This is a genomic window from Pseudomonas sp. W2-17 (assembly GCF_041060445.1).
In the GTDB taxonomy this organism is placed as follows: domain Bacteria; phylum Pseudomonadota; class Gammaproteobacteria; order Pseudomonadales; family Pseudomonadaceae; genus Aquipseudomonas.
Genome location: NZ_JAUFNS010000040.1, coordinates 15,930 through 29,597 on the forward strand (window position 1 = coordinate 15,930; position 13,668 = coordinate 29,597).

Below are 13,668 nucleotides of genomic sequence, written 5' to 3' on the forward strand. Positions count from 1 at the left end.
GGCATTAAACGCCTTTGTGCATTCCAGGCAGGATTGCCCTGCCTGGAATGCATGCTTCATCGATTATGAGTGACCCGCCACACGGTGTTCGACAAGTCGTCGGCGATGATCAGTGCGCCGCGTGGGTCCACCGTCACGCCGACGGGCCGGCCGCGGGTTTTCCCGTCGGCGCCCCGGAAACCGGTTGCAAAGTCAATCGGCGCACCGCTCGGACGGCCATTGCTGAACGGCACGAAGATGACTTTGTACCCCACCGGATTTTCCCGGTTCCAACTGCCGTGTTCGCCCACGAACACCCCGTCCGCGTATTTTTCGCCCATCGCCGGGATGGAAAAATCCACACCAAGGGCAGCGGCGTGGGACCCGAGGCTGTAGTCGGGTTTGATGGCGGCAGCGACCATTTTCGGGTTCTGCGGTTGGGCTCGTGTGTCTACGTTCTGGCCCCAATAGCTGTACGGCCACCCGTAAAATGCGCCCTCGCGAACCGAGGTCAGGTAATCCGGGACCAGATCCGGGCCCAGTTCATCGCGCTCGTTGACCACTGCCCATAACTTCCCGGTTTGCGGCTGGATGGTTAACGCCGTCGGGTTGCGGATGCCGGTCGCGTACGCTTTGTGGGCACCGGTTTCGGCATCTACCTGCCAGACCCTGGCCCGGTCGAGTTCGACTTCCATGCCGCGCTCGGTCACGTTGCTGTTCGAACCGATGCCGACATACAAGGTGCGCCCGTCGTCACTGACAGCCAGTGACTTGGTCCAGTGGTGGTTGATTTCAGCGGGCAAGTCAGTGACTTTGATCGGTGGGCCGCTGGCCTTGGTCTGGCCCTCTTGATAATCGAAACGGACCAATTCGTCCTGGTTGGCCACGTACAATTTGCCGTTGGCAAACGCCAGCCCGTAGGGCGCGTTGAGGTTTTCCGCGAACACCGTCTTCGTCTCGTAGACGCCGTCACCGTCTGCATCCCGCAGCAAGGTCAGGCGATTGCCGCCTTTGACCTTGGTGTTGCCCTGGGCCTTGATGTACCCCGCGATTACGTCCTTGGGTTTGAGTTTCGCGGCGCTTCCGCCACGGCCTTCCGCCACGAGGATATCGCCGTTGGGCAATACGAGCGTCTGACGAGGAATCTGCAGGTCGGCGGCGATGGCCGTCACGCTATAGCCCTCAGGTACAGTGGGCTTCTGGTCGCCCCACAACGCCGGTTCGGCAATCTTCATGCTGGGTAAAAGACCGCGCTGGGCAGCCGGCAGTTTTGGATCGGGCCCCAACGCCTGGGTGGCATCCCCGGCGTCACCGCAGCCGCTTAACAACAACGCCATGCTGATCGCGGTCAGTTTGATTGAGTGGCTCATTGTCCTTCTCCCGAACGGATGCTGGTGAGTCCCAGCCACGCCGTCACGCCAATCAACAGCGTGGTCAGTGCGGAGAGAATGAGGCCCGACGGCATGCTGGCGAAGGCATCCTTGGCGTGTTCAAAGGCGTTGACGAGCCCTAGCGCCCAGGTCACCACCAACAACACGAGGTAGACCACGGGGCGCCCGGCTTTGCGATCAGCCCGGATCAGATTGACCAGCGCGAACAGTACGGCGAGTCCGCAGAACACCAGCCCCCCGGCGATAAGCCAGGACGCGAAGTTGCTCCATTGGATCTGGTAGGTCTGGTAGTAGGTGATATCGCTCAGCAATGCGCCGACAAACAGCGGGACGGTGCCGGCCAGCAATATCGCGTGTAGCGGGCCTGGCGGGTTTCGGTAGACAAGATGGGCGGTAGTGTTCACGACGGCTCCCTATTTTACTGACGCGTATGCTGTGCAGATGAACTGACCCATCAGGGCCGCGCAGGGTGCGCATCGTTTGGGATCAATTCGCCGGGAACATAGTTCACGTTATTTGGGCGTTCCGAATATGCAGTTACAACTGCGCTTTCGGTGGTCAGAGAGGTGGACTGGACGTTACCCATATGGCCACTGATGTTTAGCGTGACGGCCGACCCGCCCCAAATGCCTCATCGACCCGCGCCAACTGCTCACCGGTCAAGGTGCCAGCGTAGTAATGCAGCTTGATCCAGGCCATTAGGTACTCATATCGAGTCTTGGCCAGGTCCTGACGGGTGCTGTAAAGCTGTTGTTGCGCATTCAGCTCGTCCAGGTTGACCCGCTCGCCACCCTTGATGCTGTATTGCGTGGATACCACCAATGCCTCCGCTGAGGCCAACGCCTTGTCGTAAGCGCGGATTTTCCGTACGCCCGTGGCGCAAGCGTTGAACTGTCGGCGCAACTGGATCAACGTCTCACGGGTTTTGCCCTCAAGGTCATACTCCGCTTGCTCCAGGCTACGACTGGCCTGGCGACTGGAGGCGCTGACGCCACCACCGGCGTACAGCGGCAGGCTGATTTCCAGGCCAATGGTATTGGTATCGTATCGCTGGTTGTAGGTATTGCCGCTGTCGGATTCCATGCTGCGCACCGTGGCGTAAGCGTTGAGCTTGGGCAGGTGCCCGGCGACATTGCGTTTCACCTCCTGATGCGCGACTTCCAGCAGCTGGCGCTGGGAGGCGAGGTCGGCGTTCTCACTCAAGGCGATGGCATTCCACGCCTCGTACGTGGTGGGCGTCAGCGCCAGGAAGTTGAACGGCGTACGCAGAGGCGCCAGTTCGTCGATGCGCACCTCAGGCACGCCGATCAAGGCCCCCAGCTCGCGCAACGCAGCGTCTTGCTCGTTCTGCGCTTCGATTTCCTCGGCACCGGCCAGTTCGTAACGGGATTCGGCTTCCAGAATGTCGGTACGGGTGCCTTCGCCCTGATCGAACATCTGTCGGTTTTGCTCGAACTGCCGCTCGAACGCCTTCTTCTTTGCCTCGGCAATCTCGATCTGATCGCGACTGAACAGCGCCTGGCTGTAAGCGGACAAGACCCGCACCAGCAACTCCTGACTTTTGCCTCGAAAGGCCTGGTCGGCAAACAAGGCCTGTGCCACACCCTTGCGGTAGTTGGCGTAGGCCTCGTAGTCGATGATCGGCTGCTGCACGCTCAGCGTCGAACCGAAACTGTTGTAGTGACGGTCCTCGCGGGAGTTGGGGCGATCGTCGCTTTTGTAGGTGGCCCTGGAGTCGTTGCGTCCCTTGTTGTAGTTCCAGGCCACGTGAGGCAAGAGCCCGGCACGGCCGATATTACGATTCTCCAGCCCCGCGTCACGCTCCTTCATGGCGCCGAGGAACACCGGGTCGTTACGCAAGGCCTGCTCATAAACGTCAAACAAGCCCATTGCCTGGGCCTGCATGTTGGCGCTGATCCACAGCAGTGCTGCCAGCCAGATTTTCATGTACCGAAACATCCTATTCCTCGGTCAGTGCCATTCCTGCGCGATCCATCAAAGGCTTGAACAGGTAATTGAGAAGAGAGCGCTCGCCTGTGCGCACGAACATCTGCGCCGGCATGCCGGGTTTGATCACAAGGCCCTTGAGTGTGGCCAGCGCCTGGTCGGTGACAGTGCTTCGCACGATGTAGTACGGCTGACCACTGCGCTCGTCGAGCAACTGATCGGCGGAAATCAGGCTGACCGTGGCATTCACGCGCGGCGTACGGCTCTGATTGAACGCGGTGAAGAGCACATCCACTGGCAGCTGTTCGGCCACCTTGTCGACCATGTTCACCGGCAGGTGGCCTTCGATCTCAAGGCCCTCGCCCTGGGGCACGATTTCCAGCAGCGATTCACCGGCATGCACCACCGCGCCCTCCGTGTGTACCGAGAGGTTCACGGCAATGCCATCGGCAGGTGCGCTGATTTCACTGTGGGCCAGACTGAATTGTGCCGAGGCCAGTTGCTGGCTCAGCGTGATGCTTTTCAGTTCGGCATCGGCCAGTTGCCCGCGCACCTCCTTTTGATACTCCTCGACACCTTGCTGCAGGCTCATCCGTGATTGCTCGATTTGCTGAGCGACCCGGCCTGTGTCACCGGTGTTCTGTGCCAGATCACGTTGCACCTGAGACAGTTGCCGGTCGTAGTCCATCAAGCGGTTGCGGGCGATGTAGCCTCGCTCGGCCAGCGGCCGGAGGTTTTCCAGTTGCTGGCGCAATGACTCGGCCTGGGCTTGGAGGTCATTACGCGCCTGGCGCATGCCGGCGAGTTGGGCAATGCCACCTTCGATGCTTGCATGGATGCCAGCCTGGGATCGCTGAAACGCCTGATGACGGCTGCTGAACAACTGCCGCTGGCCTTCCAGCACGCCGAGCAGCTGTGGAGACGCTTGCTGTAACAGGTCCTCGGGAAAGCGTACCTGCACACTGCCGTTTCGTTCGGCCTGGAGCCTGGCGATGCTGGCCTGGGCCAGTTCGTACTGGGCACGCAACGATTGCACGTCGGCCTGCACCTGGGTGTGGTCAAGCTGGAACAGCGGTTGGCCCTGATGGACCCGTTGGCCCTCGCGCACCATGATGCGACTGACCACGCCGCTGTCCACCGACTGCACCGCTTTGCGCTTGCCCGAGACCACCACCGTGCCAGGCACGGCGATGCCTTGGTCGAGCGGGGCAAGTGCAGCCCAGAGGAAAAAGCTGCCGGCACCGAGCAGGGCCAGCCACCAGCCTGCGCTGACGAAAAACTGTGCACTGCGTTCGGGTTTGAGGATGTGTTCATTCATGGCGCTGGCCTCCTTGCTGCGCGCCAAGCTGGCGACTGGTACTTACCCCTTGCACCCCTTGCGACCGTTCAGGCGCAGGTTGGGTACCGGAGAGCGCTTTCAAAACATCACGCGCCGGGCCGAACAATTGCAGACGCCCGTCGTTGAGCACCAGCAGACGGTCAGCCTGATTCAGTACCGCAGAGCCATGGGTAATCAGAATCACCGTGCAACCGCGAGCCTTGAGCTGCGCGATGGCAGCGGCCAATGCGGCTTCGCCGTTGCTGTCGAGGTTGGAGTTGGGCTCGTCGAGCACCACCAGCTTCGGCTCGCCGTACAGCGCACGGGCCAGCGCCACGCGCTGTTTCTGACCGCCGGACAACCCGGAGCCGCCATCGCCTAACTGCGTGTCATAGCCTTGGGGCAGACGCAGGATCATTTCGTGCACGCCTGCCAGTCGGGCGGCGGTCACCACTTGGTGCGGATCGGCGCTGGTAAAGCGTGCGATGTTGTCGGCAATGCTGCCACTGAACAGTTCGATGTCCTGGGGCAGATAGCCGACATGGGCGCCCAGCGCGGTCCGGTCCCAGCGGTGCAACTCTGCACTGTCCAGACGAACCACCCCGGCCAGGGGTTGCCAGACCCCGATCAACACCCGGGCCAAGGTTGACTTGCCGGAGCCGGACGCACCCAGCACACCGAGGGTTTCTCCGGCATTCACGGCGAAACTCAGTTGCTGCAGCGTCACGGTGGTCCGCCCCGGTGGTGCTGCACTGATTTGCTCGACACTGACATGCCCGGTGGGAGCGGGCAGGGGCATGGGCGTCGGACGCTCGGGGTGGGCGATCAGCAGGGCGTCGAGGCGCTGCCATGCCAGCCGCGCGGAACTCCACTGTTTCCAGACCGCGATGAGTTGATCGATCGGGGCCAGCGCACGACCCATCAGGATGGAGCCGGCGATCATCATGCCGCCGCTCATTTGGCCTTCGATGACCAGCAGGGCACCCAGTCCCAGCACCAGTGATTGAAGGCACAAACGCAGGCATTTGCTGAACGAACCGATCAGCGCGCCGATGTCGCTCGCTCGGTTTTGCCGCTCCAGGAAACGGCTGTGCACGGCGAACCAGCGCTGGCGCAACGGTACCAGCATGCCCATGGCCTGGATCGCTTCAGCATTATTCAGGTGGCTGCCGGACAACTGGCTCGATGCCACAGAAAAGTGCCCGGCCTGGGCCAGTGGCTTGCGGGTCAGGGTTTCATTCAGCCAGGCGAGGGCGATCAGGACCACCGCACCCACAGTGGCAAACACGCCAAGCCAGGGGTTGAAGAGAAAGATTACCGCCAGGTAGATGGGGAACCATGGCGCATCGAAGAAGGCGAACAACGCCGGGCCGGTGGCGAACTGCCGGACCAGGGTCAAATCGCCCAGGGCCTGTGCGGCATTGCCTTCGCCCAGGCTGAGGTTGCGTTCGAAAGCCGCCTGGTACACCTGCAGGTTCAGGCGTCGCTCCATATCGCTGCCGATACGGATCACCACAAAGCTGCGTATGGCTTCCATCAGCCCGATGAACATGAAAAAGGCGACCACCATCACGGTCAGCATCGCCAGCGTGGTTTCGTTTTGCGATGACAGCACCCGGTCGTAAACCTGCAACATGTAGACCGAGGGCACCAGCATTAACACGTTGATCAGCGCGGTGAAGGCGCCGATGCTGAGCAGGATGCCTTTGTAGGCCTTGAGCGTGGCCCACATGGGCGCGCGCGGCAGGGGGCTTGGCCGGCCTTGGGTCATGGGGTTCATCCTTGAAAAAAAGTCAGGCGCGGGGGGTGGCGCTTGCGGCGTCGCGTTGCAGAAAAAGGGTGCGGCCGTCGGGCAGTCGGGCCATGTAGAACCCTTCTCGCTGGCGACCCATGTGCACCAAGAGTTCGTCGTGGTTATCGACCAGCGCGATGCCATCAGGCGTCGGGTACCAGGTGGCCGGTGTGCCGCCCAGCCAGTGGCCGGCGCAGGCCAGATCCCCGGCGAGCTGTCCGTCCTGTTCTTGCAGAATCAATGTGCAGGGTTTCTGCGCATCGTCCTTGGGGTAAAACTGCCAGGGACCGGCCAGTTCGGCGGGGCTCGCGAGACGTAGGCTGCTGGCCATGAGGGGGGCTCCGCTTAAGGTGAAAAGCGTCGTGAACAGACACGCCGCGGTCTTCCAGTTCATTGATCTGCTCCGGATCAGGCAGGGACGGCGTTTGCACGCCGCCCCCTCAGGCTTAAACCACGATGTCTGTCGTGGCGGCCTGGCCTACGGTGTTAACCAGGAAATCGGCCGCACGGTCGCCCGTGAAGTCAATCGACAAGGTGCTGCCGGTGCTGATCTGGGACAACACGGCCTGACCTGCCGTGCCGCTGAACGCATTGACGAACGTCAGCGGAATGTGGCTCGTCGCAAACTCCGGCATGGCCGACAGATCGATTTTGTCCTGACCGCTGACAAAGTCCATGATCTGGTCCGGGGCCGACGGCCGTGAGTCGCTGCTGGCCGCGAATACAAACGTATCCGCCCCTGTACCGCCCCACAGTTTATCGGCACCGCCGCCGCCGAAGATGATGTCGTTGCCGGCACCACCACGGAGTTCGTTGGCTGCGCCATTGCCAATGATCAGGTCATTGCCCGAGCCGCCAATGGCGTTCTCGATGACCACACCTTTGGCAATGGATACGTTGCCCACCAAGCCGCCGACATCCGAAAACGAAGCCTCGTTGAGGTTGATTTTCTGGTTGTTGGTGTACCCGGAAAAGTCCAGGGTGTCCTTGCCACCGCCGTCCCACACCGCGAACACCAGCTTGGACGACGAAGACGTCGCCGAGTAGTAGTCACGATCTGCCGTGGAGTTGAACCCGTAGGTGGTGTCTGCGGCGCGTGTCGCGAGATTGGCACCGTACAGCTTTTGTACGGCGGCAATATCGTCGAGCAAGGGTGCCGAGGCGTAGGCCCCTTTGGCGTTCTGGCCTGTGTTGGTTTCGCTCCAGTAGCTCATCACGCTGTAGCCGCGAGTGTCCTGGGCGTAGGTGGCATCGGCATAGGTCGGGTTGCCGTTGCCGGCGTTGTAATCGCCAGGGTGCGACAGGCCCAGGGTATGGCCGATTTCGTGGGTGAGGGTCTGGCGCCCGTAGTTGTTGGTGCCAGGGTTGGCGTTGACCTGGTAGCTGCTATTGATCATGTACCAGGACTGACCTGCATACGAACCGCTATCCGGGAGATAGGCAAACGCCGCGCCGCCGTTGTCACCGCTGTAGTTGCCGAACGTCATGTGCCCGTCACCGCCGGAGTTGGCTTGGGTGAAGGTGACTTTCGCTACATCGGCCCACGACTGCATCGAAAGCTTGGCCTGGGATTGTTGCAGCGCCGAAAAAGAGCTGAACGTGCCCAGGGTGCGATCGAAATCGGCGGGTCGGCTGGTCAGGAAGGTGTAGGTCAACTCGATGGTGCCGCTCTTGTTTGAGTCTGCCCATGCGGCATGGTCGCGCAAGATGTAGTCGGCTGCCTGATCCACCGTGTACGACGGTTTTCCATTGATCGGGCTACCGCCTCGATCGTACTGGTGGCTGAACGTGTTGATTTGGGTGTATGCAGCGCTTGGGCCCTGCGGCGTTACGCTGAGGGCATTGAGTTTAAGTTTCGACATTCAGACATATCCTTGTCTGCGTGGAAAAAACGACCGAATGACCTCAGGGGCGAGGTCATCCAATCACTCGCTTGGTGCATGAAGCGAGGAAAAACTGGCACAGGGTTGGGACGATGGTCCAGCGATTTATTTGGAAATGTATCAAGATTTCTCAAAACTGTAACAAATTCGACAAAAATTTGTACTCAAGTGACACGCTAGCGTTACACCTTTGCAGGAGTGGGTAGTCAGCGGCCCTGCGTGACGGGTTTGTCAGCGACGGGAGGTTGAGGGTGACTGACCGGTCTTTCCCAGACCGCTTTGATGGGGCAAACGAGTAATGGATAGCCATGCGTCTGTTGGTCTGAACTTTGCTACAGCCCTGTTACAGGCGGCCTCGATCACAGAAAATTGGCGCGAAGGCACTCCTGAAATTACCTTTAGTTTTGAATCGGCATGCTCTACGACGCGCATGCCAGGAGCCGGCCATGAGTACTCTCTCGGAAATTGCAGCAAACCTTTTGAAACGCGAAGACAGTCCCGAGAAAGCCGCTGCGCAGGCTGGCCCCCGTGGACTGATGGTCTGGGAACAACTGATGATGCTCTCGAAAGAGAAAGACATCGTGAAGTGGCAGGCCGCGTTGTCCCGGCTCATTGCAGACAATCCCGGTCAGCGTCGTGTGACCGTGATGCGCGTGATTCAGGGTGGTCTGTCCTGAAATAGCCGGAGTTATCGCTGAGCCGCTTGTGGACGCAATGTCCGGCAAGTGGCTTTCGTTGTTTTAGTAGGACCGGCTTCAGCCGGGAAGGGCCCAGTGTCTGCAATACCCCAGCAGATGTGTCCGTTAGCCGCTATTGATCGACATATTGGCGTTAGTCGGCAGGTACATTGCGCGCTAAAGTGACGGGCATGTTCCTGGCACCTTCGGATGACGCAGATGACCCGCCCCCGTTTTCTCCCTGACAACTTCACCCTCATGCTGATCACGGTGGTGATCATCGCCAGCTTCCTGCCGGCCACCGGGCAAGTGGCCGTTGGCTTCGGCTGGTTGACCAACATCGCCATCGCGCTGTTGTTCTTTCTTCACGGCGCCAAACTGTCCCGCGAATCGATCATCGCCGGCGCGGGGCACTGGCGCCTGCACTTGCTGGTGTTCGGGCTGACATTCGTCCTGTTCCCCTTGCTCGGCCTGGCACTCAAACCCGTGCTGTCGCCCCTGATCGGCAAAGACCTGTACATGGGCATTCTGTACCTGTGCGCGCTGCCCGCGACAGTGCAGTCGGCGATCGCCTTCACCTCACTGGCGCGCGGCAATATCCCGGCGGCGATCTGCAGCGCGGCGGCCTCCAGCCTGTTCGGGATATTCCTGACGCCGCTGTTGGTCACGCTGTTGCTGAACGTCCACGGCGAAGGCGGCTCGACCCTCGATGCCATCGTCAAGATCAGCGTGCAGTTGCTGCTGCCGTTCATTGCCGGCCAGATCATGCGGCGCTGGATCGGCGCCTGGGTCGGACGCAACAAGAACTGGCTGAAATTCGTCGATCAGGGCTCGATCCTTCTGGTGGTCTACGGGGCATTTAGCGAAGCTGTGAACGAAGGCATCTGGCAGAAGACGCCGATCTGGGATCTGGCGGGGCTGGTGTTGGTGTGCTGCCTGCTGCTGACGCTGGTGCTTGTGGCTGCGACCTTGCTGTCTAAGCTGTTCGGCTTCAATCAGGAAGACCGAATCACCATCCTGTTCTGCGGCTCGAAGAAAAGCCTGGCGACTGGCGTGCCGATGGCCCAAGTGTTGTTTGCGGGGAGCACGATCGGGCTTCTGATTTTGCCGCTGATGTTGTTTCACCAGATTCAACTGATGGTGTGTGCGGTGGTGGCGCAGCGGTATGCGAAGCGGACGGAACCGGTGGTGGAGTTGATGGCGCAGGTTGATCCTTGAGAGTGTTTATTCGCTGAATGGCGTAGTGAAAAAGCCCCGATGATTCGGGGCTTTTTGCGGTTGGAGTGAGTGGGCTTATTCGTTCGTAAGGTCAATAAGCTCTCGGTTCAAAGCGATAAAATCCACATGGGTTTCATGAGAGAAATTTTCGGCGAAGTCTTGAAGATGGAGGTGTTCCACACCGTATTGCGCCATTTCGTACGCTGCATTGATCAGGAAGTTTCCTAACGCTCTCATGGTTTCGGAATCCGCGATGATCGATATTTCATCAAGCTGGATGCTTTTATGGCTGCCGGTTGCCGTGCCATGTGCGGTAAACGCTGAGAGATTTTTCATAGCCTGGATTCCTGGCATCGCTTAGTTAAGGGAGTCGTCCCCTCTTAATCCTAGAAATGTTGGCCGGTTGATAAAGACGTCGATATCGTCAAGAGCATCTTGGGCTCGGCCAGACAGGGTGCTGTGCTTAAGCTTTTCAAACAGCACGGGAATCACCAGAGATTTATCAATTACTTTATGCATACGGGCAACGTGGCCTATGCATGTCATGGCCAGCCCCCTGACGTCGTCATTGCGATGCTTCTCTATTACGTCTATACACTTAACCTGAATCCACTCCGGATCATCGATATTAAAGCAAAGATATAGAAGCGCATCCGTCGCTACCGTCATATCTTCCGATCGCAACATGACCTCAAGTTTCTGTTTGTTATACTGAGGAGTGTTGGTGCTCATTTTTTTATCTTTCCTTTGCCTATTATCATACCGGTTTTTCTCAATGCCGATTGTCGTTCGCTGTGCAAATCACACCAGTAGAGTACGTGTCTATGAGGTTTTTAGTAATAAAAACTAAAGGGGTCCGCCTCCTCTGTCACTTATCTTTTTATATTCCGGTGGCCTGAAATTTATGTTTCTGGTCTATGTTGCTTTGTGTGTGATTGTGCGATCTCCGGACATGTCGGCATCTGTTTGATGAGTCGCTATTAAGTCTACAATTTCTCATCCACTATCGCCCACGACCAGCTATACCCGTATAAAAAATTTCTATGGAAGTCAAAGTATGGGTCAGTGAAGTTAAAACGTCCTTGCTCAGCCAGTTTTGATCTATGCAAAAACGTTACTGAGATCTAATCCATTCAACCATTTTTTTGATGATGAGCTCCAGCAGAGATACCCTTGCTATAATTACGAGTTCACAACCCATGTCCTTGTCGCGATACGACACTAGTGAATCAGTGTTCTCATCGAGGACTATCCTAAGGATTTTACCGGTAGTTTTATTTCGTGCCGAGAATATAGGATTACCATCCCTAAATGGCGTGCCGTTTGAAAAAGCAGTATTATAAAAAGGTGCCTTGAAGTTTTTTAAATCTACTCCGCTTGCGTGACACTCAATTAAGAAACAATCATATAGGTATTGCTCCAGCTGAACATACAATTGCTCGTCATTCAAGTAATCGTCAAACATTAAGTTACTCCGTGAACACCTTTACAGTAATAATTTCAATATCAATACGTTCGTGCTCGGTGTCTTTCACCTTAAAGGTGCGACTGATCGTAGCATCCACAGCCCCGCACTTAGCCTCATTGTTGATGTATTTTTCCGCTCTTTTGAAAGCATCCTCACGGACGGCGAGATCCTTTCTGTGAAGCTTTGGGTTTAGTTCACTTAGCTGTTGGGAGGAAAGGGGATAAGGAAAGGGAGCAAATTTATTTATAGCGTTAAGCAAGTGAGCTTCCTGGTTTGCAAGATGAGGTTATAGAGTTGAAAATATTAAAGGGATCGGCCCCTTTAGTTAAGGAAGTTGTCGCCATCAAGGCTCGAAAAAAGATGATTTTAATGCTTTCATGATAGCTCCATTTTTTTATTTAGAGATTGGATTTGTTCCGTTGGCGTAATATTTCTTCAAGATGCTACCTACCTCGTTTAGCTCAGTCACCCTTCCGGAGTTGGGGTTATGCGAAATTCCTGCCTGTGAAGCTTTGACCAAACGACTTACATTTTTTGAGTCGTCAAGATAGCTGGCAACACACTTACATGCTTTGCGCCAGTGAGATTTACTCATGTTGCGTGTCGCTCTATCTGCCGGCTCGAGTATCACATGCGAGCCTTCTGTGTCCGGTATCAAAGTTATATGGCCACCTCTAGAGCTAAAGGGGTCCATCCCCTTTAACCAAAATAAGTAGGAAAGGGGACAGATTTATTTATAGCGCTTCACCGTAAACCATCCCCTCACAGTTAAGTGATAGCGGCTCAAGAGGCTGCTCCCTGCCTACTCATCTTCAGGCGCATGTTAAAGGGATCCGTCCCATTTTAGTCCTATGATGGAGGTAAAGGCGTCAGTCTCTTATTATAACTTCATTAACCTCGGCAGTTTTTTTGCACAGCAAATACCCTTACAAAATCTTCCCCACATGCAGAATCATAGAATCTACTTTCATAGAACTCAAAGGCGTCCGCGATCCCGCAATGCGAAAAATGCATTTTCACAAGATTTATCTCTTGTGAGGCATCGCTGCTACTTTTCTCGATTTTATCTAAAAATCCGATTGACCCAGGATGCGGATATATAAATATATTTGGGATCAGCACGCCGAATTCTTTGAGAGCTTCGAAGTCAGTGAAGGTGATCGCAAAAAAAGGTTTAGCATTTTTCGGCTTGCAGGATATCGCACCAATGGAGTTCAAAAGAAACGCTGACAGACCTACTAGAAAGTCCGTAGCTTTCTCGTCGGTCATCTCTTTTTTCAGATAATTTAGTCGGTCATACCTCGATGTCATAGGAAGCTCTTCGAAGGTTTCATAGTCCAAAAAGAACACGCCCATGTCATTGTACGGTTCTTTGCTTATTATCTTTCTGTAAAGATCTGTTAAGTTCATTTTGGTGGAATGCTCCATCCGTGCTGATTAAGCCAGTCTATTGTTTTTCTACTGAAAGTCACATCTCCGCGACCTTTATCGTGAACTGAGCCGTCAAGATTATACCCTGACCCACATTTGCAGTGCGCGTGCCACTGACTGTGTGGAACACTCTTATCTGGACCATGAATTCGGGTAATTTCAAGAGGACCTTGTTTCTTACCAATCTTCATCTGGGCCTGTTTGGGTGTTCCAACCGGAACATTACTATTTTTGGAAAGACCTAATGGGTCTGTCCATTCAACTGGATTCGGCACGTAGTGATAGAGGTTTAGCCCACCACTGTAGCCAATCGGATCCTTGCTGATGAACCGCCCGACCTTTGGATCATAGTACCGATGCCGGTTGTAGTGCAGACCGGTTTCCTGGTCGTGGTATTGGCCCTGGAACCGGATCGGGTTGGTCAGGCCGACTTGTTGGGCGAACTCGGAGCGCTGTTCGCTTGCTTCGCCCCACGCTTTGTATTGCGCGCTCCAGGCGGTGTTGCCGTTTTGGTCGGTGATTTCCTGCGGGGTGCCGAGGTGGTCGCATTGGTACCAGGCCAGG

Annotated in this window: 15 protein-coding genes; 2 read left to right on the forward strand and 13 right to left on the reverse strand. The window is 56.6% G+C overall.

The genetic code is table 11. The features are described 5' to 3' along the window. Positions 1-56: 56 nt before the first annotated feature. The 7 genes from QWI20_RS26775 to QWI20_RS26805 all read right to left on the reverse strand — a co-directional run bounded on the left by QWI20_RS26775 (position 57) and on the right by QWI20_RS26805 (position 8,289). Positions 57-1,349, reverse strand: a complete 1,293-nt coding sequence (locus tag QWI20_RS26775) for a sorbosone dehydrogenase family protein (RefSeq protein ID WP_369307974.1) — start codon at positions 1,347-1,349, stop codon at positions 57-59. Continuing rightward, on the reverse strand, positions 1,346-1,774 hold the full coding sequence (locus QWI20_RS26780; protein ID WP_369307975.1) for a DUF2231 domain-containing protein: 429 nt from the start codon (positions 1,772-1,774) through the stop codon (positions 1,346-1,348). Before QWI20_RS26780 ends, QWI20_RS26775 begins: the two co-directional genes overlap by 4 nt. A 196-nt stretch (positions 1,775-1,970) precedes the next feature. Further along, positions 1,971-3,317 carry a TolC family outer membrane protein gene (locus QWI20_RS26785; protein WP_282371961.1) on the reverse strand — a complete coding sequence of 449 codons (1,347 nt, stop codon included), beginning with the start codon at positions 3,315-3,317 and terminating at the stop codon, positions 1,971-1,973. Between the two features lie 13 nt (positions 3,318-3,330). After that, the gene (locus QWI20_RS26790) at positions 3,331-4,635 is read right to left on the reverse strand and encodes an HlyD family type I secretion periplasmic adaptor subunit (RefSeq protein WP_369307976.1); all 1,305 of its coding nucleotides are present in this window, start codon (positions 4,633-4,635) and stop codon (positions 3,331-3,333) included. Continuing rightward, a complete protein-coding gene (locus QWI20_RS26795; RefSeq protein ID WP_369307977.1) occupies positions 4,628-6,406 on the reverse strand; it encodes a type I secretion system permease/ATPase in 1,779 nt (592 codons plus the stop codon). The genes QWI20_RS26790 and QWI20_RS26795 overlap by 8 nt, the downstream gene beginning before the upstream one ends. 22 nt (positions 6,407-6,428) lie before the next feature. Beyond that, positions 6,429-6,758, reverse strand: coding sequence for an AprI/Inh family metalloprotease inhibitor (locus QWI20_RS26800; RefSeq protein ID WP_369307978.1), 330 nt, complete (start codon positions 6,756-6,758; stop codon positions 6,429-6,431). 115 nt (positions 6,759-6,873) lie between these two features. Continuing rightward, positions 6,874-8,289 carry a serralysin family metalloprotease gene (locus QWI20_RS26805; RefSeq protein WP_369307980.1) on the reverse strand — a complete coding sequence of 472 codons (1,416 nt, stop codon included), beginning with the start codon at positions 8,287-8,289 and terminating at the stop codon, positions 6,874-6,876. A 467-nt stretch (positions 8,290-8,756) separates the two neighbouring features. On the opposite strand from QWI20_RS26805, the gene QWI20_RS26810 reads away from it, so the two are divergent. Both QWI20_RS26810 and QWI20_RS26815 read left to right on the forward strand, forming a co-directional pair. Further along, a complete protein-coding gene (locus tag QWI20_RS26810; protein ID WP_369307981.1) occupies positions 8,757-8,987 on the forward strand; it encodes a hypothetical protein in 231 nt (76 codons plus the stop codon). A gap of 219 nt (positions 8,988-9,206) precedes the next feature. Then, positions 9,207-10,205: a bile acid:sodium symporter family protein gene (locus tag QWI20_RS26815; RefSeq protein WP_369307982.1), complete on the forward strand. Its 999-nt coding sequence runs from the start codon at positions 9,207-9,209 to the stop codon at positions 10,203-10,205. Positions 10,206-10,280: 75 nt separating this feature from the next. On the opposite strand, the gene QWI20_RS26820 is transcribed toward QWI20_RS26815, so the two are convergent. The 6 genes from QWI20_RS26820 to QWI20_RS26845 all read right to left on the reverse strand — a co-directional run. Continuing rightward, positions 10,281-10,541 (reverse strand): hypothetical protein, encoded by a 261-nt coding sequence (locus QWI20_RS26820; RefSeq protein WP_369307983.1) that lies wholly within the window; start codon positions 10,539-10,541, stop codon positions 10,281-10,283. Between the two features lie 21 nt (positions 10,542-10,562). Beyond that, a complete protein-coding gene (locus QWI20_RS26825; protein WP_369307984.1) occupies positions 10,563-10,937 on the reverse strand; it encodes a hypothetical protein in 375 nt (124 codons plus the stop codon). Between the two features lie 382 nt (positions 10,938-11,319). Then, positions 11,320-11,670, reverse strand: coding sequence for a hypothetical protein (locus QWI20_RS26830; protein ID WP_369307985.1), 351 nt, complete (start codon positions 11,668-11,670; stop codon positions 11,320-11,322). A gap of 4 nt (positions 11,671-11,674) precedes the next feature. Beyond that, complete coding sequence (locus QWI20_RS26835; protein WP_369307987.1) at positions 11,675-11,932, reverse strand: hypothetical protein; 258 nt, start codon at positions 11,930-11,932, stop codon at positions 11,675-11,677. Between the two features lie 632 nt (positions 11,933-12,564). After that, positions 12,565-13,101 carry an Imm15 family immunity protein gene (locus QWI20_RS26840; RefSeq protein WP_369307988.1) on the reverse strand — a complete coding sequence of 179 codons (537 nt, stop codon included), beginning with the start codon at positions 13,099-13,101 and terminating at the stop codon, positions 12,565-12,567. Continuing rightward, the coding region (locus QWI20_RS26845; RefSeq protein WP_369307989.1) for an RHS repeat domain-containing protein at positions 13,080-13,668 on the reverse strand (589 nt) is incomplete at its 5' end. The genes QWI20_RS26840 and QWI20_RS26845, both read right to left, overlap by 22 nt.

Excerpts from the sequence above, each read along its gene's own strand:
- QWI20_RS26795 (WP_369307977.1), bottom strand. The coding sequence starts at position 6,406 with ATGACCCAAGGCCGGCCAAGCCCCCTGCCGCGCGCGCCCATGTGGGCC.
- QWI20_RS26785 (WP_282371961.1), bottom strand. The coding sequence starts at position 3,317 with ATGAAAATCTGGCTGGCAGCACTGCTGTGGATCAGCGCCAACATGCAG.
- QWI20_RS26830 (WP_369307985.1), bottom strand. The coding sequence starts at position 11,670 with ATGTTTGACGATTACTTGAATGACGAGCAATTGTATGTTCAGCTGGAG.
- QWI20_RS26825 (WP_369307984.1), bottom strand. The coding sequence starts at position 10,937 with ATGAGCACCAACACTCCTCAGTATAACAAACAGAAACTTGAGGTCATG.
- QWI20_RS26815 (WP_369307982.1), top strand. The coding sequence starts at position 9,207 with ATGACCCGCCCCCGTTTTCTCCCTGACAACTTCACCCTCATGCTGATC.
- QWI20_RS26800 (WP_369307978.1), bottom strand. The coding sequence starts at position 6,758 with ATGGCCAGCAGCCTACGTCTCGCGAGCCCCGCCGAACTGGCCGGTCCC.
- QWI20_RS26810 (WP_369307981.1), top strand. The coding sequence starts at position 8,757 with ATGAGTACTCTCTCGGAAATTGCAGCAAACCTTTTGAAACGCGAAGAC.
- QWI20_RS26820 (WP_369307983.1), bottom strand. The coding sequence starts at position 10,541 with ATGAAAAATCTCTCAGCGTTTACCGCACATGGCACGGCAACCGGCAGC.
- QWI20_RS26840 (WP_369307988.1), bottom strand. The coding sequence starts at position 13,101 with ATGGAGCATTCCACCAAAATGAACTTAACAGATCTTTACAGAAAGATA.
- QWI20_RS26775 (WP_369307974.1), bottom strand. The coding sequence starts at position 1,349 with ATGAGCCACTCAATCAAACTGACCGCGATCAGCATGGCGTTGTTGTTA.
- QWI20_RS26805 (WP_369307980.1), bottom strand. The coding sequence starts at position 8,289 with ATGTCGAAACTTAAACTCAATGCCCTCAGCGTAACGCCGCAGGGCCCA.
- QWI20_RS26790 (WP_369307976.1), bottom strand. The coding sequence starts at position 4,635 with ATGAATGAACACATCCTCAAACCCGAACGCAGTGCACAGTTTTTCGTC.